This is a genomic window from Bariatricus sp. SGI.161, from assembly GCF_050313695.1.
Lineage (GTDB): Bacteria > Bacillota > Clostridia > Lachnospirales > Lachnospiraceae > JAFBIX01.
The window spans coordinates 37,109-58,602 of the sequence record NZ_JBNPLX010000016.1 but is presented as its reverse complement, the minus strand read 5'-3'; the positions used below and the strand labels follow the sequence as shown (position 1 = coordinate 58,602).

Annotated in this window: 15 protein-coding genes and 2 riboswitches; of the genes, 2 read left to right on the top strand and 13 right to left on the bottom strand. The window is 41.4% G+C overall.

Annotated features, from left to right (window positions below; all coding sequences use genetic code 11):
• Window positions 1-11 precede the first annotated feature (11 nt).
• From ACQRBH_RS10690 to nifJ, 13 genes are all read right to left on the bottom strand, one after another.
• Window positions 12-233, bottom strand: coding sequence for a hypothetical protein (locus ACQRBH_RS10690; protein WP_427761632.1), 222 nt, complete (start codon window positions 231-233; stop codon window positions 12-14).
• Between the two features lie 21 nt (window positions 234-254).
• Window positions 255-533, bottom strand: a complete 279-nt coding sequence (locus ACQRBH_RS10685) for a LytTR family DNA-binding domain-containing protein (RefSeq protein ID WP_427761630.1) — start codon at window positions 531-533, stop codon at window positions 255-257.
• Window positions 534-963: 430 nt separating this feature from the next.
• Window positions 964-2,355 carry a glycine--tRNA ligase gene (locus ACQRBH_RS10680; protein WP_427761628.1) on the bottom strand — a complete coding sequence of 464 codons (1,392 nt, stop codon included), beginning with the start codon at window positions 2,353-2,355 and terminating at the stop codon, window positions 964-966.
• Window positions 2,356-2,483: 128 nt separating this feature from the next.
• A complete protein-coding gene (locus ACQRBH_RS10675) occupies window positions 2,484-4,286 on the bottom strand; it encodes an ASKHA domain-containing protein (RefSeq protein ID WP_427761627.1) in 1,803 nt (600 codons plus the stop codon).
• Entirely contained in the window at window positions 4,279-5,310 is a 1,032-nt protein-coding gene (locus ACQRBH_RS10670) for a methylcobamide:CoM methyltransferase MtbA (protein WP_427761626.1), read from the bottom strand. The genes ACQRBH_RS10675 and ACQRBH_RS10670 overlap by 8 nt, the downstream gene beginning before the upstream one ends.
• Before the next feature lie 14 nt (window positions 5,311-5,324).
• Window positions 5,325-5,981, bottom strand: a complete 657-nt coding sequence (locus tag ACQRBH_RS10665; protein ID WP_427761625.1) for a corrinoid protein — start codon at window positions 5,979-5,981, stop codon at window positions 5,325-5,327.
• Between the two features lie 62 nt (window positions 5,982-6,043).
• Window positions 6,044-7,162 carry a uroporphyrinogen decarboxylase family protein gene (locus ACQRBH_RS10660; protein ID WP_427761623.1) on the bottom strand — a complete coding sequence of 373 codons (1,119 nt, stop codon included), beginning with the start codon at window positions 7,160-7,162 and terminating at the stop codon, window positions 6,044-6,046.
• Between the two features lie 65 nt (window positions 7,163-7,227).
• Window positions 7,228-7,414: riboswitch (cobalamin riboswitch) on the bottom strand.
• A 247-nt stretch (window positions 7,415-7,661) separates the two neighbouring features.
• Window positions 7,662-8,411, bottom strand: coding sequence for a DNA repair protein RecO (recO, locus tag ACQRBH_RS10655; protein WP_427743097.1), 750 nt, complete (start codon window positions 8,409-8,411; stop codon window positions 7,662-7,664).
• A complete protein-coding gene (locus ACQRBH_RS10650; protein WP_427743098.1) occupies window positions 8,353-8,529 on the bottom strand; it encodes a hypothetical protein in 177 nt (58 codons plus the stop codon). The genes recO and ACQRBH_RS10650 overlap by 59 nt, the downstream gene beginning before the upstream one ends.
• Before the next feature lie 54 nt (window positions 8,530-8,583).
• Window positions 8,584-9,480 carry a GTPase Era gene (gene era, locus ACQRBH_RS10645; protein ID WP_427761622.1) on the bottom strand — a complete coding sequence of 299 codons (897 nt, stop codon included), beginning with the start codon at window positions 9,478-9,480 and terminating at the stop codon, window positions 8,584-8,586.
• Between the two features lie 52 nt (window positions 9,481-9,532).
• A complete protein-coding gene (locus ACQRBH_RS10640; protein ID WP_427761621.1) occupies window positions 9,533-12,454 on the bottom strand; it encodes an insulinase family protein in 2,922 nt (973 codons plus the stop codon).
• 213 nt (window positions 12,455-12,667) lie between these two features.
• The gene (locus ACQRBH_RS10635) at window positions 12,668-14,278 is read right to left on the bottom strand and encodes a Na+/H+ antiporter NhaC family protein (protein ID WP_427761619.1); all 1,611 of its coding nucleotides are present in this window, start codon (window positions 14,276-14,278) and stop codon (window positions 12,668-12,670) included.
• 102 nt (window positions 14,279-14,380) lie between these two features.
• A riboswitch (Lysine riboswitch) is annotated at window positions 14,381-14,549 on the bottom strand.
• A gap of 143 nt (window positions 14,550-14,692) precedes the next feature.
• Window positions 14,693-18,232, bottom strand: coding sequence for a pyruvate:ferredoxin (flavodoxin) oxidoreductase (nifJ, locus tag ACQRBH_RS10630; protein ID WP_427743102.1), 3,540 nt, complete (start codon window positions 18,230-18,232; stop codon window positions 14,693-14,695).
• A 343-nt stretch (window positions 18,233-18,575) separates the two neighbouring features.
• On the opposite strand from nifJ, the gene ACQRBH_RS10625 reads away from it, so the two are divergent.
• Together ACQRBH_RS10625 and ACQRBH_RS10620 are read left to right on the top strand one after the other, a co-directional pair.
• Window positions 18,576-19,955 (top strand): sodium-dependent transporter, encoded by a 1,380-nt coding sequence (locus tag ACQRBH_RS10625; RefSeq protein WP_235232573.1) that lies wholly within the window; start codon window positions 18,576-18,578, stop codon window positions 19,953-19,955.
• 156 nt (window positions 19,956-20,111) lie between these two features.
• A complete protein-coding gene (locus ACQRBH_RS10620; protein WP_347375957.1) occupies window positions 20,112-21,494 on the top strand; it encodes a sodium-dependent transporter in 1,383 nt (460 codons plus the stop codon).

The following is a 21,494-nucleotide window of genomic DNA, read 5'->3' as shown; positions in this document are numbered from 1 at the left end:
CATAAATAAATTCAATAATTTTTTTCTTTTTCCATGGCAACAATCATTCCTAGCAATCCTGCCAACATCAAAAGTCCTGTGTCTTGTTTTATAAAAAGATGTGCCAGTATTCCTACAACTGCCACATATCCAATAAGTATCAGATACTCTGTCCTTCGTAACTGTTTACTCAGTAAGCCAGTTGCCCCTATGACTACACAAAGTCCCGATAATACTCCATTTATTAAGATCATACAACTCACACCATTTCATTATTATTCTCTTAACAGGTTCCTCATTTCTCTATATGAGACCTCTACCTTTAATCCTCCTGGCATTAACGCGTAATGATTCTTCTTATCTATTTCTCGAATCTTTTTTTTCTGCACAATGCAAGATTTATTCACATAAATAAAATCCCCACCCAATATTTCAAACATTTTTTTCAATGTTTCTTTTATTTTTATTTTTTGACTCGTTGTATAGATATCAATCATATGAGTACTTTTAATTGCTTGTACCATTACAATATCTTCAATAGGAATCTCTATCATCCGGCTTCCCGATTCCAACTGTATATCTAAAAAAAACAATGCCGGAGATTCCCCATATTTATTTACATCAAATAAAGTGTATTGTGGATTTTTTCGAGCCGACACAACCTTGGCATCCTTATGTGTGTTTGTAATATATTTTTCTATAATTCAAAAACAAACGTATTACTTTATAACTTTTTCTTCCGCTTTCAAATTTTTCCATAATTTTTACTTTGTCCAATCACAGCGGATACCCGTTCTCTTATGTCAGCTATGCTTTTTTTGAATCACTGCTGTAAGACCATATCAAACCATTGTTTCCCTACAAATGTCCGCAAATAAAGAAATCTATGATTTATGAAAAGGAACATCGAGAAAATCCATTTGTAAAGAAAAGTGGTGCTGGAGTTCAACTCCAGCACCAACTTTATCTACATCCCTTTATTTCTTACCATGCAAACTTTTTCTCAAAGTAAGCATCCAAGTCTTCTATTTTAACTCTTTCCTGTTCCATGGTGTCTCTGTCACGTACGGTTACTGCTCCGTCTTCTTCGGAATCGAAATCGTAAGTTACACAGAATGGTGTTCCGATCTCGTCCTGGCGGCGGTAACGTTTACCGATGTTGCCACGTTCATCGTATTCGCAGTTATACTTCTTGCACAATTGTGTATATACTTTTTCAGCACCTTCATTTAACTTCTTAGAAAGTGGAAGGACTCCTATCTTTACTGGTGCAAGTGCCGGGTGGAAGTGAAGGACTGTTCTTGTATCTCCGCCTTCTAATTCTTCTTCGTCATATGCGCTGCAAAGGAATGCCAGCACCATACGGTCAGCACCCAGTGATGGTTCAATAACGTATGGAATATATTTTTCTTTCTTCTCATCATCAAAGTAAGACATATCCTGCTTAGATACATTCTGATGCTGAGTCAGGTCATAATCTGTTCTGTCTGCGATGCCCCACAGCTCACCCCATCCGAATGGGAAGAGGAATTCTACGTCTGTTGTTGCACGGCTGTAGAAGCAAAGTTCTTCTGGTGAATGATCACGTGGGCGTAACTCTTCGTCTTTAATGCCAAGAGCCTTCAGCCAGTCAAGGCAATACTTCTTCCAGTATGCATGCCATTCGAGGTCTGTTCCCGGCTCACAGAAGAATTCTAATTCCATCTGTTCAAATTCTCTGGTACGGAATGTAAAGTTACCAGGTGTAATCTCGTTACGGAAAGACTTACCGATCTGGCAGATACCAAATGGAATCTTCTTTCTTGAAGTACGCTGTACATTCTTGAAATTTACGAATATTCCCTGTGCCGTCTCAGGTCTCAGATATACCGTATTCTTTGCATCTTCTGTAACTCCCTGGAATGTCTTGAACATCAGGTTAAACTCACGAATCTCTGTAAAGTTATGCTTTCCACATGTTGGACATGGGATCTCATGCTCCTTGACAAATGCCTCCATCTGTTCATGGCTCCATCCATCAATACTGTCTCCAATATCGATACCGTTCTCATGTGCATAATCTTCAATCATCTTATCTGCACGAAAACGCTCATGACATTCTTTACAGTCCATCAATGGATCACTGAATCCGCCAAGGTGTCCGCTTGCCACCCATGTCTGTGGATTCATAAGGATTGCACAGTCAACACCAACATTATATGGATTCTCCTGTACAAACTTCTGCCACCATGCTTTTTTGACATTGTTCTTTAACTCTACTCCGAGGTTTCCATAGTCCCATGTATTTGCAAGCCCTCCGTAAATCTCAGATCCTGGATATACAAACCCCCTGGATTTCGCCAATGCCACGATTTTGTCCATTGTTTTTTCTACCATATCCTCATCCTCACCTTCTGTTTTTTATACTTGCAGAATCTGCTTCCGATAACTTTCACCGGATGCACGACAACTGAAATGTATAATTGTAAACTATTATACATTTAACTGTATATCTTTTCAAGGTGTTATTTACTGAAATCTGGGAAAATCAGGCAATCGGAGAAAAGTCTCTCATATCCTTGTGTTGCTCCTAATTCCATATAATCCATATTGTGAGCTAATTCTTCCATTTCTCGCTTTACCTGAGCTGACATCAGTGCCATATATGCGCCTGTCTTCGAGGAGTTTCCGACATAGACAAGCCTGTCTTCAACTTCCTGTGGCAAGATTCCTGTTCCTGTCAGACTATCCGCCGGAAGATGTGCTCCAAACTGACCGGCAATCATCACTTTATCCAGATCTTCCATCTGGATTCCAGCTTTATTCAGAAGAGCTATAAATCCGGACAGAATTGCCCCTTTTGCAAGCTGTACCTGGCGTACATCTCCTTGCGTGATGAGAAGCTTTTCAGGACTCTCTGTCATGATAAATTCTCGTTTTCTTCCATCTAACTGGAGCATCGGATAACGGTAATCTGTTTCTTCTAATTTATCTTTCTTAATAAACGCACCATCCTTGCGTACCAGACCAGACTTTAACAATTCCTTTACCACTGCAAGAATACCGCTTCCACACACACCGATTGGCGGTTCATCGCCAATGACTTTTAGCTTCACACCTTCTTCGGTGATCTCTACATCCTCAATGGCACCCTCTGCCGCACGCATGCCGGAACTGATATTCATTCCTTCCAGAGCCGGACCAGCTGCACAAGAACAGCACAAGAGCTTTCCATGACTGGACAATACGATTTCTCCATTGGTTCCAATATCAATGAATAATACATTGCCTTTTTCTTTCTCCAACTCACACACATAAGCGCCAGCCACAATATCTGCCCCTATATACGCGGAAACGGATGGAAGACAATAAAGCCTTGCTCCCTTCGCCGCATGTATTCCAATCGAATCAACTGGAATATCCTTTGATTTTACGAACATTGGAGCATACGGTGCTTTTCCGATCGACGTTGCATCTACTCCAAGGAGCGTATGCATCATTGTACAGTTTGCGCCCACTGTAATCTCATAGATTCGTTCTCTTGAGATTCCAGCCTGCCTACAGATCTCTTCAATCATATCGTTAATGGATTCTACAATAGCATTGCGAAGTTTTTCCACGCCATCCTGTGGATGCTCCAGTTCATAAGTAATTCTCGTAAGAACATCCAGTCCAAAATGCTTCTGCGCATTAATCATAGATGCATTAGCCAGCTCTTTCCCTGTATGCATATCAATCAATGCACATACGACAGTCGTCGTTCCAATATCAATCGCCACACCATACATGGAATCTGAAGTGTCACCTTCTTCAACCTGTATCACTTCACCATTATGCAGAACAACTGTGACCTGTCCCGGGACGAATGTTGCAGACTGCAGAGCCGAAAAACTGATATTATCCATTCCAAGTTGCTCTTTTATCTGATCTTCCCAAGGGGTCTGATCACTTAATGTCGGCTTATGGATCTCTATTACTCGTTTTTCGATATCACAGTCAAATGCAAAATCCGGGATGTAGCCCGTAGTCAAGACTTCATGTTTCCGCTCTTTTCCGAGAAGTTCAATCTCCAGATCATCTTCCGGTCTGACCAGACAGGAAAGACGAATTCCCGCCTCCAGTTCTTCTGTTTTCAACAGTTTTCGCTCCGTCTCGCAGATTGCCGGAATATTTCCTTCCAGAACCTTAACACGGCATTTCCCACATACTCCCTTCCCATTACAGGGATTGTCCACAAATATCTTCTCAGCAAGAAGAATTTCCAGCAATGTTTTTCCTACTGTATACTCGTAACTCTTTCCTGCCGGCTGTACTGTTATCTTAGGCATCAGCTAGTACCTCTTCTTCTTTTAATGTTTTTAAAATTGTCTGTATATTCACAAGCGGTGACTTTGTTCCCAGACCACACGCCGGTGAAATGATATCCGAGCCGCCGGCAACACAGCTGCGAGTCAGCTTCGCCACACGCTCCGGATCTCCAAACTCCAATGCATAGGTACTGACATTTCCCATCAGAACACGATCTTCCAGATGCTTTCTTGCCTCAGACATTGGCACGACAGAGTCGAAACTTAATGCATCACTGTGTACCATATCAATCTGTTTATATACACTTTTCATCTGTCCACAGATATGCACGATAGTTCCCATCTTCTCATCCTGAAGTCCATCCAGAACCATATTCAGATATTTTACTGCATATTCTTCAAAATATTTTGGCCCCAGAATCTCTCCTGTACCACTCGGATCTGAGATTGCAATAACATCTGCTCCAGCCTCGATCTGTGCTCTGGCAAAATCAATAATCTGCTCCGTCACAAACGTCATATATTCATGGGCCTCTTTTTTGTGTTTTCTGAGATCCTTATAAAAATTCACAGGTTCCATTACAGAACTTGCTGTACTGATTGGTCCGGTAATATTTCCAACGATTGGTACATCCAGATTCTTAGCTTTTAAAATACGGATAGCATCTAAAACTACCTTTGCACGACCCTCTTCATGATTTACCGGCTTTAGTTGCTTCCAATCCAGTACAGAATCGATGGCATACCCCGTCACATGAGGCTCGAATATCTTCGTTCCCATGGTCACTTCTGCCCCCATTGCCTCCGCTTCTACGGTCATGCAGAATGGTACCCCCACATTTTCAAAGCAGCCATTCTCATAGTTCGCCAATGCAAGCTTCGCCATCATCTCAGCATCTGTATGTGCCTTTGGCCATGTTACCCCGCAGGTATCCATAAGTTCCGACGTAATCATATTCATCATTCCACCTGGGCATATGCAAGGCGGACGATCTACCTCTTCATGATGGAACACTTTTTCCAAACGTTCTTTCTCTGTCAACATGTATCGCCTCCTTATTACGCAATTCCCATCAGACGCTTAGCAAGCTTTACGGCTTCCACTGCATTTACAGAATAACCGTCTGCTCCGATCTCATCTGCATATTTCTGAGAAATCGGACTTCCACCAATCATAATCTTGAACTGATCACGGATCCCGCGCTCTTTTAACTTATCAATAACGGTCTTCATACCAATCATAGTAGTTGTCATCAGTGTTGACATACAGATAATAGAAGCTCCTACTTCCACTGCCCTATCTACAAAACTATCTAACGGGACATCTCTTCCCAAATCATACATTTCAAACCCTGCTGTGTCCAGCATAATCTTCACAAGATTCTTGCCAATATCATGAGTATCTCCTTCCACAACACCGATAACAACTTTTGGTTTTTCTACACCGGTATCATCTGCCGGAAGATGCGGGCGAAGCACGTCTAATCCTGCATACATTGCATCAGAACAGAGCAGTACATCGGTAACGAAATATTCTTCTGCATCGTACAAATCACTCGCCTTATTCATTCCATCTACAAGTCCATCCATAATACCATCAAATGCTGAGTATCCTGCTTCCAGATATTCATTCGCAACATCTACGACCTCTTCGTCCTCCATTTCAACTACACATTCAGATAACGCTTCCAGTAATTCCTCTTTTGATCTTGCCATGATCATTTCCTCCTAAAACTTATTAATCAAGATTAACATCTATTGATTCTATAAACTACCTCTTAATCTTCTTGCAATCCTTTCGGCAGGCATCCTATTTTCGCACCACGCCCATATTTTCTTGCTGCATAGATAAGAGCTTCCATATTCTCTTTAGATGTACCAAACGGCGTCTGACATCCGACGTTAAGCTGGAATCCTTTTGGACTGTCTCCTGCCTTTTCAATACATTCTTTACAGGACGCAATCACCTCATCAATCGTACCATTTAACATAACATCTACTGGCGGTACATTTCCCATTAACATCACTTTATCTCCAATCGCTTCTTTTGCCTCAGCAAGATCTTCGCAATTATCTATACTAAATGCACATACTCCACTATTTGCAATGTCGTTCCAGATTGGTTTTGTCTTTCCACAAATATGGATCATCGGCGGCTGTCCTGTTATTTCATAAAGCCCATCAATTAACTCTTTCAAATATGGGTAAGAAAACTCATCGAACTGCTTTTTACTCAAAATATCCGAGCAGGTCACCGGATCAGATATAAATACAGAACATGGCCCAAATTCTTTACAAAATGCTTCTACCCATTTTAATGAACATTCATTGGAAAGTTTCAAAAGCTTTTTCAGCATTTCCGGATTTTTTCTGGTATCTCTTAACATTAAATCCACCGGCCTGATCGCAGCTGCACATGACACTGGCCCTGTCACACCTGTGCTGATTGGATATTCGGGTAATCGTTTTTTTAATTCTTTTGCCATATCAAGCATTGGGGTAAGAACGGGATTGTCATATGGGTCCACTACTTTTAATTTATCAATATCTGCATAATCCATAAGGACATGTTCTTCGATTCGAGGCACTCCGTATTCTGGTGTGAAAAGTTTCGATCCAAGTGCTACTCCAATGGTTCTTAAATCCGGCCCAACTCCAAATCCAAAATTGTTATATGTCACATCCTTCTCCCTGATGACCTTTGCCATAACTTCCGGATCTTCACTCATTTGTTTCGTTGAATATCCCATCAAATCGGCAATCGCCATGTCTGGGGCAAGAATTCCATATGGAATGCAGTCCACTTCCTCCCCTTTCATGTATGCTGCCATACGTTCAGAAGGTGTCATCTCTTCTTTCTGTTCATTCATCAACTTTTTCAGCTCTTGATAATCCATTTTTTACCTCCTAAAATAAAATACGGTACGAAAAAACAGCGTAAACACTGTCTTTCCCCACCGAAATCTCCTGAAAATATATAGCAGGTCTCCTGACTCGACTTCGTCCTCTGGATTTCCTTCCCCAAAAGCAAAATATTTTGAGTGGTCAACAAAACCATCGTCCGTCACACAGTAGAGCGGGCTGCTCCGGACTCTCACCGAATTCCCTTTTCAACAATTCTCATTGTCACTATATACGTTTACATTTCAAGTTTATCATGTGAATTAACATTTTCCAAATCGGTTATTTCTATAGTAAAAGTCTTATATAGATAGTTTCTATTCTACGGGTTTTTCATCTCTAAATGATTCATTCACTTTATGTTTTCGTTCTGACAAACTATAATACAGATAAATATATTACAGGAAACGCTGCTTGAAAAAGAATAACATCAGAGAGGAGCTTCGCACACCAACAGATCTGGTCGGGTGCGAGGCTCCCCTTTTATGTATATTTTTATCCTAATTTTGTCAATTGTTCTAATATCTCTAATGACTTAAATCTTTTTCCTACGTAAGTTTCCAGATATCTTCCGGTCACTTTTCCCAGTTCCCGAAGCACTTCATCAGATACGGTAAAGGTATATAGTTTTTCCACCGGCGTTCCCACAATATATTGAAGCGTATAGATTGTGGAGGGATTCAGCACCATTCCATCCGAAACATCTCTTCTGCATCTGTCACAGAGCAGACCTCCACGTCTAACACTGAACACCATTGGTCTTTCTCTGTCCCCGCATCCTACACACTGGAATACCTGTGGTCCTTCTCCATTGATACTGACCGTTTTCAGCTCATAGATATATCGAATCAGCCGGTTTGGTATATGGGGATTTACAAGTGCCCGAAGAGTCTGATACAAGAGCTTTAAAAGCTGAGTCTCATCGTTAGCTTCTCTTGCATAATAGTTGGCCAGCTCCATAAAATAGAATCCGTAATATGCCCCTTCAACATCCATACGCAGCTCCTGAAAGTAATTGGAAATAGAGGCCGACACCAATGTATATGATGTCCGCCCCTCATAAACTGTAAATTCTCCGAAGGAAAATGGACTCGTTACTCCCATCAGTGCACTGTTAGGCCTTCTTGCGCCGCGGGCAAATGCTGCAATCTTCCCTCGTTCTTTTGTCAGAATTACCACTCGTCTGTCATATTCGCCGACAGGAGTCGCCTGCAGGACCAAGCCTGTCACTGTAATCTGATTCACCGTTTATTCCACCTTCATGGTCTTTTATTATCTGTTTACAAATCTGCATTCCCTTATAGCAAAGATAATCTGTCACTTTTCCCGTCTCCAGAAAACGCTCCCAGTACTCTTCTTCCATGAAATCACCTCATCCTCTGTTGATAGGATTAGGTTCTCCCAGAAAAGGCTGATTTTATTCTTCATCCCGATAACCAAAATTTTTCATTAGATATTCACTGTCCCGCCAATCCTTCTTTACCTTGACCCAGAGTTTCAGATTTACCTGACAATCCAGCATTTTCTCAATCTCATAGCGGGCTGTGCTACCAATCTTTTTCAACATATTTCCTTGTTTTCCAATAATTATCCCCTTGTGGGAGTCTCTCTCACAGATAATGGTCGCATTAATATGCATTACCTTCTTCTGCATCTTCATCTGGTCAATTGCCACCGCAATTCCATGTGGAATCTCATCCTGCAGACAATGAAGTGCTTTTTCGCGGATCAGCTCTGCTACGATCTGACGCTCCGGCTGATCAGTAATGGTATCCTCATCATAAAACTGTGGTCCATAAGGAAGATACTTCATGATCACTCGGATCAACTCATCCGTATTATCCCCATTTCTTGCAGACACCGGAACAATTTCCGCAAAATCGCAGACATCCTTATACGCTGCAATTGCCGGCAATACCTCTTCCTTCTTCACACTGTCAATCTTATTAATAACCAGAATAATTGGGGTATGAACTCTCTGAAGCTGCTTGGCAATGTGCTGCTCACCTGCACCGATGAACGTCGTTGGCTCCACAAGCCACAACACCACATCCACCTCATTCAACGTCCGCTCTGCCACATTCACCATATATTCCCCAAGCTTATTCTTCGCCTTGTGGATACCCGGCGTATCCACAAACACGGTCTGCCCCTTCTCCGTTGTCAGCACCGTCTGGATACGATTTCTCGTCGTCTGCGGCTTATTAGAAGTAATGGCAATTTTTTGTCCTATCAGACAATTCATCAACGTAGATTTCCCCACATTTGGGCGTCCGATCAAAGTAACAAATCCCGATTTATAATCTTTTCTCATAAAAACTCCTTAAATGGGGACGTAGTATTCTTTCAATTTACTACGTCCCCTGTTAAAAACTTGTCACAGTTTTAAACAGTTCTTTATTTTCTTCTATTATATCTTCGCTTCCAACTACGCACAGTTGATCTGCCTTCAATACGGCCTCTACAACTCGGTAAAGGGCGCGAATATCATCTTGTGTTGCATCTAGAATCTGGCTGCGTTCTTCGCGGATCATGTCTGCGCTTACTTTATTCATGTAGAGGTTCATGGATCGTTCGCCTTTGGTTGCGGGTGTCATAGGCTGATCTATATTGCTGATGGTTCCGATGATGTATTTGGTCATGTCTCTGTCGCTTACGGTGAAGTTCTTCAGGTAATCTACAATTCCTTCGTATACTTCTATGGTGCGCTTCAGATTTGGATCACGGTAGGAAACGAAATAACCTTCTCCTATGCGGTTGAAATTGCTCATGCATCCATATGCTCCGCCTTTTACACGGATATTCTGCCAGAGATAATCGTAGCTTAGGATTACCTTCAGGATCTGAAGTGCTCCGGTATATGCAGCTCCATTATCGATGAAGTTACCGGTTCGTGCCACATACTGTACTTTTGATGCTGTTTTGAATCCTTCGTTCTTCTTTTCGCAATGGATGATGCATGGCGTCTCTTCTGGAACTTCTTTGTAAAGTCTTTCGGAAAGATTGGCAATCATCTTCTCTAATCCGTCCATTCCTTCTTTTGAAGCAGTATAACTGATCATCATGTTATCCGAACGGAATAGTTTCTTGGTAAGATCGATAAGTGTTGCGGTTATTGATTCTTTTTCTTCCTCAAAATGATCTGACAGCTCCACTATCTTCTGGTAAAAATCTATGCCATTTGTCATATCTTTGAATTTTGCGGACGGAGAAGCATATGACAATGCCCGAAGCGCCGCTGTTGTATGCCCGGATGACTGGAATTTCATAGAGAGCCTTGACTTGGTCATTGCCAGGATCTCCTTGATTCGTTTCGTATCATTTAACTTGGAAGCAGTCAGAATCTCCCCCATCATCTCAAATGTTTTTTCAAGCTTTGGATAAAGTGCTTTTCCCTTAATTTCAAATGTTGCTTTAAATACCTTCTCCCTTATATTGGTAACATCGTTATAAAGCTCCAGCGATGTTCCAATTCCTCCGGTATGCATATTAATCTCATTAAAGAGTTCCCCGTATCCGTAATTCTCTGTATCAATGATTCCTAACACAGACTGCAAGATTCCAACATAAGGAAGTTCTTTTGCACTGACTCCAGACAGATCGAACATTACATCCACATAGCCAATTCCGTTTGTCTCAATCTCATGAAACACGACCGGAATTCCTGCCAAATTCATCTCTTCATTAAAAATCGGATCTATTTCTCTGGAAATATCTTCTCGATTTAAAACCGGAATCCGTTCCAGCGCTTCTTCACTCTCTGGTTCTGACTGGTATTCTTCCAGCTTCTTTGTCCGAGAAACCATTTCTCTGATTTCCTCATCGCTCAGGCTGGCTTTATATTCTTGCAATCTTGCATCCAGCTCAGCATCCATGCGGGCAGTACGCCCCTTCTCAGGTTTCACAATAACAATCGCACCATGAGTATTATCCAGCAGATATTTCTGGATCAAGTCCTCATAATAGCGAGTTCCCACCTGTTTTTTCAGGAACGCAAATGTATCCAATGCCTCGATATGAATGAATGGTTTGTCATCATCATATAGCCAGCTATCCATTATCTGAAGTCCATACATCAATCCCTTCGGATAATTTCCAAAATCAGCTTCTCTGTAACGGAACTCATGATAATTAATTCCCGCCTCAAGTGCTTTCTGATCCATCCCATTTTTCACAATGTCAGTCAGCACATTCTCGATAACTTCAATAAAGTTATCTTTCTGATCTGCATCTGCATTCTTAGCTATTACAGAGAAAATCGGCTGATAAATTCCATTATCATAGGATCCCATAATATCCTGTCCAATTCCAGCATCCGTAAGAGCTGTCTTCAATGGCGCACCTGGTGCAGATAACAATGCGTAATCCAGAATTTCAAACGCCAGATACAATTCTCGATCTAGACTTGTACCAATTACCTTATTATAAGAAAGGTACGTATTTTCGTCTTCTGATTCATCGCTTGCTATGGAATATGGCATCTCCAATTCCTTCATTTCTGAAAAAGCTTCTTGCAAATGAATCTCTGAATCTACTACTTTTTTCTCATAATGACAAAGATATTCCCGATCCAGCCAACATAGCTTTTCTTCCATATCCATATCTCCATAAAGATATATATAGCTGTTGGACGGATGATAATAGGTCCTGTGGAAATCCAGGAACTGTTCATAGGTCAGCTCTGGTATGACCTCCGGATCTCCACCAGATTCATTTGCATAGGATGTATCTGGAAATAATGTGTTCAGAACCACTCGGTCAAGCACACCTTCCGGTGAAGAGAATGCCCCCTTCATCTCATTATAGACCACTCCATTATAACTTAATTTGTCATCTGCAGAATCCAGTTTGTAGCTCCAGCCTTCCTGACGGAATGTCTCTTCATGCTCATAGATATTCGGATACAGTACCGCATCCATATATACATGCATAAGATTCTGGAAATCCTTATCGTTACAGCTTGCCACTGGGTATACTGTCTTATCCGGATAAGTCATTGCATTTAAAAATGTATTGAGTGATCCTTTCACTAATTCTACAAATGGATCCTTGGCCGGGAAGTTCTTTGATCCGCACAGCACAGAATGTTCCATGATATGTGGCACTCCGGTACTGTCACTGGGCGGAGTACGAAAACCGATGCTAAACACCTTGTTCTCATCGTCATTTTCTATCAGAAGAACTCTTGCGCCACTCTTCTTGTGCCTCATCAAATAACCTTTAGACTGAATTCCCTTCAATTCTTCTTCCTTGATCAAGTCATATGTCTTCAAATCTCTGATGCTCATAAGATTTTGTTATCTCCTTTCTTCCGGTGTCGTCACAACTACACCTATAGCATTATAACATCTTTTTTTCAATGGTTGAACCCTGTTTTATACTTTTGCCTATACAGAGTATTTTATCCAATTTAATCCCAGGTTACAAGCAGATTTGGAAAGGATTTTCATTAACAAAAAAACAGAAGTCTCTTTCGAAACTTCTGTTTTTTATCGACATTTTTATTTATCTGCGGTAACTTTACGAATCACCATCAATGTTCCAACCATTAAAACAATTCCAATTGGCAGACAGATAAATGCATTCTGTACAAATCCAGCGATTACATAAGTAACAAATGATACTGCTGCTGCCGTAATCGCATATGGAAGCTGTGTAGATACATGGTTAACATGATTACACTGCGCTCCGGCCGAAGCCATGATCGTCGTATCAGAAATCGGTGAACAATGGTCACCACATACAGCACCTGCCATACATGCAGAGATAGAGATAATCATCATCGTCTCATTTGTTCCAGAAAATACTGCAACTACGATCGGAATCAGGATACCGAAGGTTCCCCATGAAGTACCAGTTGCAAATGCCAGGAAACATGCTACAAGGAAGATGATTGCAGGAAGGAGATTCATGAACCCTCCGGCTGCATTCTGAACTACATTAGCCACATATTCTTTCGCACCCAGACTGTCTGTCATTGCTTTCAAGGTCCATGCAAATGTAAGGATCAAGATTGCAGGTACCATTGCTTTAAATCCATCTGGAATACATGCCATAGAATCAGAGAATTTCAACACTTTGCGAACTGCATAGAACACAATCGTAATTACAAATGCAAAGAAGCTTCCAAGCATAAGGCCTACCGATGCATCACTTGCAGAAAACGCCTCAATAAATCCTACTCCACCAAAGAAGCCACCGGTATATATCATACCAATTACACAACACACAATCAGAACAGCCACGGGGAAGATCAGGTCTATGACGCCACCCTTGCTGTCCACAACATCTTCTTCTGCATTAGCATACGGACGATCCGCTGTAGTATATAGATCCCCCTGAAGTGCATTCGTTTCGTGAAGCTTCATCGGGCCATAATCCATCTTTAATATTACAATTGTAACCATCATAACAATCGTAAGTAATGCATAATAGTTATATGGAATCGCACGAATAAAGATAGAAAATCCATCCTCACCCTCAACAAATCCGGTAACTGCAGCCGCCCAAGATGAAATTGGGGCAATAATACAAACTGGTGCAGCTGTCGCATCAATCAGATATGCCAGCTTTGCTCTCGATACATTATGCTTATCTGTCACCGGACGCATAACGCTTCCTACGGTCAAGCAATTAAAATAATCATCAATAAAGATCAATACACCAAGGAGAATGGTTGCAAGCTGTGCACCTGCGCGGCTTTTGATATGTACACTTGCCCAGCGACCAAATGCAGCTGAACCACCAGCCTTATTCATCATGCACACCATAATTCCCAGAATTACGAGGAACACAAGGATTCCCATATTGTAACTATCTGTCAGAACTCCGACAATACCATCCTGAAATACATGAAGAACAGTCTCCTCAAACGTAAAACCAGAATAAAATACGCCTCCAATTAAAATACCAATAAATAATGAACTGTATACTTCCTTTGTAATCAATGCAAGTACAATTGCGACGATTGGCGGAACCAGTGACCAGAAAGACGCATACATCTTTGGCACATACTCAGCCGCTTCATCTGCAGCAAATACGGTCATTGAACTACAAAGAAGAATACACAGAAGGGTCATCACACCCCACATTGCTTTTTTCTTTCCTCTCATTGCTAAAATTCCTCTCTTTTGCTTATATATTGAAAATAAAAATACCATGAACAACGCTTACCGGGCGCGCTCATGGCATAACAGATCAATACTGTGTCATACATCCATGATAGCGCTCCACTGTTGTGACAGTCTGCAGCATGTTCTGACTACAGCCCAGAAATCCTATTGGGAGAATAGAATTCCTTCGGCAGATCCCCCTTTTCTAATCGGCAGTCCTCCCAGACTATTGCCACAAAGTACTTATGAAATCTGCGCCTCTATCAAGTCTCATTATTCATATAACAAAGTTGTATCATTTTTATAAGGAAAAGTCAACCAATGATATATAATTTAGCAATGATTTGCATAGATCTGTGATCATAAATAAGGCGGCCGCTTTCGCGACCGCCCATATTACCTTACAACTGAATCTTATTCTTCTGTTCCGTACAGAGTAACCAGTTTCTTCAGATATGCATATCTTTCCATAGCCTCAGCTTCGTTTCTAGCGAATAACTTCTCAGCTTTTGCTGGATTTGCTCTCTTCAGTGCATTGTAACGAACTTCTCCGTCAAGGAATGCCTGGTAATCTTCCTGCTTAGGCTCTTTGCTGTCAAGTGTGAACTTGCCGCCTTCAGCTGCAGGATTGAATCTGAAGTTGTTCCAGTATCCACATTCTACTGCCAATGCTTCCTCAGTCTGAGCTTTGCTCATACCTTTCTTGATACCATGGTTGATACATGGAGCGTAAGCGATGATCAGTGATGGTCCTGGATAAGCCTCTGCCTCTGCAATTGCTTTTACAGTCTGGTTGAAGTCTGCACCCATAGCAATCTGTGCTACGTATACATAACCATAACTCATAGCGATACCAGCGAGGTCTTTCTTCTTAGTCTCTTTTCCGCCTGCTGCGAACTGTGCTGTTGCACCTGTCTTAGTAGCCTTAGAAGACTGTCCACCTGTGTTAGAGTAAACCTCTGTATCAAATACCATGATGTTGATGTCTTCACCGCTTGCTAATACGTGGTCAACACCACCGAATCCGATATCGTAAGCCCATCCGTCACCACCGAAGATCCACTGGGATTTCTTAGCAAGGAAGTCTTTATTCTTAACGATGTCTTTGCATGTCTCGCAATCACATCCGTCTAATGCTGCAACCAATTTATCTGTAGCATCTCCGTTTGATACACCACAGTTAAATGTATCCAGATATTCCTGGCAAGCTGCTTTTACTTCTGCAGAAGCTGCATCAGATGCTGCAACAGTCTCAACTTCTTCTTTCAATCTCTTTCTGATTGCTTTCTGAGCAAGTAACATACCATAACCAAACTCAGCATTGTCTTCGAATAAGGAGTTAGCCCATGCAGGTCCCTGTCCTTTTCCGTTTACTGTATATGGTGTAGATGGTGAAGAGTTACCCCAGATAGAAGAACATCCTGTTGCATTAGCAATGTACATTCTGTCACCGAATAACTGTGTGATCAACTTAGCGTAAGGTGTCTCACCACAACCTGCACAAGCGCCTGAGAACTCTAAGAGTGGCTGTTTGAACTGGCTTCCCTTAACAGTCTCTGGTTTAAACTTAGCAACAACTTCTGGTTTAACCGGAATCTCTCTACCGAAATCAAATACATCCTGAGATGCTGCATTTGCTTCCAGATTCTCCATAACAAGAGCTTTCTCACCCTTCTTACCTGGACATACGTTAGCACATGAACCACATCCTGTACAGTCAAGAGCTGATACAGTCATAGTGAACTTCATACCTGGCATACCAATCATATCGATTGCCTGTGTTCCTTCTGGAGCTTTTGCAAGTTCATCCTCTGTAAGAGCAACCGGACGGATAACTGCGTGAGGACAAACATATGCACAACGGTTACACTGGATACAGTTTTCAGATTTCCATACCGGGATATCTACTGCAATACCACGTTTCTCGTATGCTGCTGTACCAGATGGTGTAGAACCGTCTACATAATCATTGAATGCAGATACTGGAAGTGTGTTACCTTCCTGTGCGTTAACTTTTGCCTGAATATTCTTAACGAATGCAACAACATCATCTTTTCCGCCTTTAACTTCTGGTGCAAATAATCCTTCATCTGCACAAGACTTCCAAGACTCTGGAACTTCTACTTCAACTACCTGCTTAGCACCAGCATCAATAGCATCGTAGTTCATCTGTACGATCTTGTCACCTTTTCTTCCGTAAGTAGCCTTAGCTGCTTTCTTCATCAGATCGATAGCTTCTTCTTCTGGAATGATAGCTGCCAGTTTGAAGAATGCAGACTGAAGAACGGTATTGATACGTCCGCCAAGTCCGATCTCTTTACCAATCTTAATACCGTCGATGGTGTAGAACTTGATGTTGTGGTCAGCGATAAATGCTTTCACCTGTCCTGGCAGATGTTTCTCCAGACCCTCCATATCCCATGGGCAGTTCAGAAGGAATGTTCCACCGTCAACTAATTCCTGAACCATGTTGTATTTATTTACATAAGATGGATTGTGACATGCTACAAAGTTTGCTTTGTGAATCAGGTAAGTAGATTTGATTGGCTTCTTACCGAAACGCAGATGAGACATTGTAACACCGCCAGACTTCTTAGAGTCATAATCAAAGTAAGCCTGTGCATACATATCTGTATTGTCACCGATAATCTTGATAGAGTTCTTGTTAGCACCAACAGTACCGTCTGCTCCAAGACCCCAGAACTTACAGTTGATTGTTCCTTCTGGTGTTGTAACAAGTGGTGCACCAACTTCCAATGAAAGATTCGTTACATCATCTTCGATACCAATTGTAAATCTAGCCTTGTCTGTATTATTAAATACTGCAACGATCTGTGCAGGTGTTGTATCTTTAGAACCTAATCCGTAACGTCCGCAGTTAATCGGAACAGCGTCGAACTTAGATCCCTTCAGTGCAGAAACAACATCCAGGTATAATGGCTCGCCCTGAGCTCCTGGCTCTTTTGTTCTGTCAAGTACATTAATATACTTCACTGTATCCGGAATCACATCGATCAATGCCTGTGCGCAGAATGGTCTGTAAAGACGAACCTTAACAACACCAACTTTTTCTCCTGCTGCTGTCAGGTAATCGATCGTCTCTTCGATTGTGTCACAAACAGAACCCATAGCAACGATAACTTTCTCAGCATCTGCTGCTCCATAGTAGTTGAACAGTTTGTAATCTGTACCAATCTTAGCATTAACTTTGTCCATATACTCCTGAACGATAGCTGGCATAGCATCGTAATATGGATTACATGCTTCTCTTGCCTGGAAGAAAATATCCGGGTTCTGAGCAGAACCTCTCTGGCATGGGTGATTTGGATTCAGGGCGTGATTTCTGAATTCATCAATAGCATCCATATCTACCAGATCTTTCAGATCTTCATAATCCCATGTCTCAATCTTCTGAATCTCGTGAGATGTACGGAATCCATCAAAGAAGTTGATAAATGGAAGTTTTCCCTTTAATGCTGCACAGTGTGCAACAGGTGTCAAATCCATAACTTCCTGTACACTTGACTCACAGAGCATTGCTGCACCAGTCTGACGACATGCATATACATCAGAGTGATCTCCGAAGATTGACAATGCGTGACTTGCAAGGGCACGAGCGGATACGTTAAATACTCCTGGAAGCTGTTCACCTGCTACTTTATATAAGTTAGGAATCATTAACAATAATCCCTGGGATGCTGTAAATGTTGTTGTTAAAGCTCCAGCTGCTAATGAACCGTGTACTGCTCCGGCTGCACCTGCTTCTGACTGCATCTCTGTTACCTGGACAGTCTGTCCAAATATGTTCTTTCTACCTTCGGTAGCCCACTCATCTACGTGTTCAGGCATAACAGATGATGGGGTAATTGGGTAAATAGCTGCAACCTCAGTATAAGCATATGACGCATGAGCTGCTGCCTGGTTACCATCCATGGTCTTCATTTTTCTTGCCATTTTTGCTGTTCCTCCTTAAAAAAGTGATACAAATTTTACAATTTGACGTGTATTATAATTATAGTCCCTAAGTATTTAAAAGTCTAGTGATTCTTATGGTTATTTTTGTTCCTTTTTTGATACAAACCGAGTATAATCTGTTTTTATATCAGCTTTATTATAGACAATTCGAATATGTTTTATAAGGCTTTCTTATAGATTGTCTGACAATTTCTTGACAAGGCAGGAAGTTTCGAGTATACTAAAGAAGAGGATTGAATTAGGCGAGGATGCTCTCATAAACTTTGTGAGAGCATCCTTTTTTATTTCATATCTCAAATAATGAAGAGAATGGAGTGTTATTATGAGTAGCAACGAGAAAAAACCTTCAGCCAATTTTGGTTCCCGATTTGGCTACATCATGGTGGCGGCAGGTGCTGCTATCGGACTTGGAAACATTTGGAAATTCCCTTATCTTGCCTACGGCGGTGGCGGTGGCGCATTTATTGTTGTGTACATCATCCTTTGTATCGTACTCGGTCATCCTGTTGTTGAGATGGAGACGGCAATCGGACGTTACGCAAAGACAAACGCAATTGACGCTTACGGAGTTGTAAATCCAAAGTATAAATTTGTCGGATTTGTCAATGTACTTTGTACCTTTTTGATTGATATGTACTATATCATCGTCAGCGGTTATGTATTAAAATATGCTGTTACTTACCTTACAGGTGGACATTTTGGTACTGATAAGACTGCATATTACATGAACTTTATCTCTGACCCGATTGAGCCATTGATTTATGCAGGAATATTAATGATCATTATCGTACTTTTATTATCCAAAGGTATTACAGAACTGGTTGAAAAAGTTACAAAAGTAATCATGCCTTTGCTGTTTGTATTACTTCTTATCTGTGGATTCTGGGCTTTATTTGCATTTGACGGTGCAATTGATGGTCTGAAGTTTTACTTAATTCCTGATTTTTCCAAATTTACCTGGAAGACCTTTGCTGATGCCTGTATGCAGGTAATGTTCTCCGTTGGTATCGGATGGGCGATCTTCGTAACACTTGGTGCCAGTGTAAAAGACAGTGCTAATATCCGGAAAGACTCTATGATGGTAACCATCTGTGATACAGCAGTTGCATTGACTGCAGGTTTTGTAATCATTCCTTCCGTTGTAGGTGCAGGTTCTGAGATGGCTGCAGGTCCATCTCTTGTATTCCTTGCTATGACAGAGATCTTCTCCACTTTACCTGGCGGTAATATCCTTGGATTCTTCTTCTTTACCGCATTGATATTCGCCGTTCTTTCCACATACTTTACAATCCTGGAAATTCCGGTAAAATGTATCGAAGAGAAGTTCCATATCAATCACAGAAAAGCAACCTGGATTACTGCAATTTTAATTTTCATCGGTGGTATCTTCTGTTCTCTGAGTCAGGGTGCTGGTCTGCTCAGCGGTGTGAAGCTCCCATGGTGGGCATATGGTTCAGGTGTTGTATATTATAATATCTATGACTGGATTGATTGTTTCTCCGGTTATGTACTTCTTCCATTAGGATGTCTCCTGACCGCATTCTACTGTTGTAAAGTATGGGGATATAAGGAATACGAGAAAGAATTGACCAAAGATGGACGTGACGGAAAGTTAAGTATGTACGATAAAGTAGTTATGACAGTTGCGGTTCCGATTCTTACATTGATCGTTATTCTGAACTGTTTCGGATTCATCAAATAATGTTCGTTTGATGCTAAAATAGTGTTAAGCATCTTTCCAATTCTTTGACCAGCTAAAAGGCAGAGAATATAATAATATAGAAGAGTAATTTTATTATCTTTTAAGGCTGCTCTCCCCCAAACGCGGGAGCAGCCTTTTTATTTAGGAGGGATGTTCATGAGTAATCACCAAGCAAACAAAACTACTTCAAATTTTGGTTCCCGATTCGGCTATATTATGGTAGCTGCCGGTGCTGCCATTGGTCTGGGGAACATTTGGAAATTTCCTTATCTTGCTTACGGTGGCGGCGGAGGCGCATTCGTATTTGTATACATCATCCTCTGCATTGTTCTTGGGCACCCTGTTGTTGAGATGGAGACAGCAATTGGGCGATATGCAAGGACAAACGGTATTGATGCCTACGGCGTCATTAATAGGAAATGGAAATTCGCAGGGGTCATCAATATTGTCTGTACTGTTATGATTGATATGTACTATATCATCGTCAGCGGTTATGTATTAAAATATGCAGTAACCTACTTATTGGGCGGCAATTTCGGCGCAGACAAAGAGGCCTATTATATGAACTTTATTTCCAAACCAATTGAACCTTTGATCTACGCAGGGATTCTAATGGCAATTACTGTACTTCTTCTGGCTGGCGGCATTACAGAACTTGTGGAGAAAGTCACCAAAGTCATCATGCCTTTACTGTTCGTACTTCTAATCGTATGTGGTATTTGGGCACTCTTTTCTTTCGAGGGAGCAATTGATGGTCTGAAATTCTATCTGGTTCCTGATTTTTCTAAATTTACCTGGAAGACATTTTCAGATGCCTGCATGCAGGTTATGTTCTCTGTCGGTATCGGATGGTCTATTTTTGTAACTTTAGGCGCCAATGTCAATGACACTGCCAATATCCGTAAAGACTCTATGATGGTAACCATCTGCGATACTACCGTAGCTTTGACTGCCGGATTTGTAATTATTCCAACGGTTGTAGGTGCCGGTTCAGAGATGGCTGCAGGTCCTTCTCTAATATTCCTTGCCATGACAGAGATCTTCAGTCAGTTTCCAGGCGGTAATATCATTGGATTCTTTTTCTTTACCGCAATTATATTTGCCGTTTTATCTACTTATTTCACGATCCTGGAGATTCCGGTAAAATGTATCGAAGAGAAATGTCATATCAATCACAGAAGATCTACCGTAATCTGTGCCGTAATCATTTTCATCGGTGGAATCTTCTGTTCCCTGAGTCAAGGATACGGATTGCTAAGCAACATTCGACTTCCCTGGTGGGCATTCAATACCGGCGTGGTATACTACAACGTCTACGACTGGATTGACTGCTTCTCAGGCTACGTCCTTCTGCCTCTCGGCTGCCTGTTGACCGCTTTCTATTGTTGCAAAGTATGGGGATATAAGGAATACGAAAAAGAGCTGACCAAGAATGGACGAGACGGGAAATTATCTACTTATGACAAAGTAATTATGACCGTAGTAGTTCCGGTACTTACTCTAATCGTTATCCTGAACTGCTTCGGTTTCATTTCATAA

Excerpts from the sequence above, each read along its gene's own strand:
- ACQRBH_RS10680 (WP_427761628.1), bottom strand. The coding sequence starts at position 2,355 with ATGGTAGAAAAAACAATGGACAAAATCGTGGCATTGGCGAAATCCAGG.
- ACQRBH_RS10670 (WP_427761626.1), bottom strand. The coding sequence starts at position 5,310 with ATGTTGACAGAGAAAGAACGTTTGGAAAAAGTGTTCCATCATGAAGAG.
- ACQRBH_RS10690 (WP_427761632.1), bottom strand. The coding sequence starts at position 233 with ATGATCTTAATAAATGGAGTATTATCGGGACTTTGTGTAGTCATAGGG.
- ACQRBH_RS10635 (WP_427761619.1), bottom strand. The coding sequence starts at position 14,278 with ATGAGAGGAAAGAAAAAAGCAATGTGGGGTGTGATGACCCTTCTGTGT.
- ACQRBH_RS10650 (WP_427743098.1), bottom strand. The coding sequence starts at position 8,529 with ATGGAAGAAGAGTACTGGGAGCGTTTTCTGGAGACGGGAAAAGTGACA.
- nifJ (WP_427743102.1), bottom strand. The coding sequence starts at position 18,232 with ATGGCAAGAAAAATGAAGACCATGGATGGTAACCAGGCAGCAGCTCAT.
- ACQRBH_RS10620 (WP_347375957.1), top strand. The coding sequence starts at position 20,112 with ATGAGTAATCACCAAGCAAACAAAACTACTTCAAATTTTGGTTCCCGA.
- ACQRBH_RS10665 (WP_427761625.1), bottom strand. The coding sequence starts at position 5,981 with ATGGCAAGATCAAAAGAGGAATTACTGGAAGCGTTATCTGAATGTGTA.
- ACQRBH_RS10685 (WP_427761630.1), bottom strand. The coding sequence starts at position 533 with ATGATAGAGATTCCTATTGAAGATATTGTAATGGTACAAGCAATTAAA.
- era (WP_427761622.1), bottom strand. The coding sequence starts at position 9,480 with ATGAGAAAAGATTATAAATCGGGATTTGTTACTTTGATCGGACGCCCA.
- ACQRBH_RS10675 (WP_427761627.1), bottom strand. The coding sequence starts at position 4,286 with ATGCCTAAGATAACAGTACAGCCGGCAGGAAAGAGTTACGAGTATACA.
- ACQRBH_RS10660 (WP_427761623.1), bottom strand. The coding sequence starts at position 7,162 with ATGGATTATCAAGAGCTGAAAAAGTTGATGAATGAACAGAAAGAAGAG.
- ACQRBH_RS10640 (WP_427761621.1), bottom strand. The coding sequence starts at position 12,454 with ATGAGCATCAGAGATTTGAAGACATATGACTTGATCAAGGAAGAAGAA.
- ACQRBH_RS10625 (WP_235232573.1), top strand. The coding sequence starts at position 18,576 with ATGAGTAGCAACGAGAAAAAACCTTCAGCCAATTTTGGTTCCCGATTT.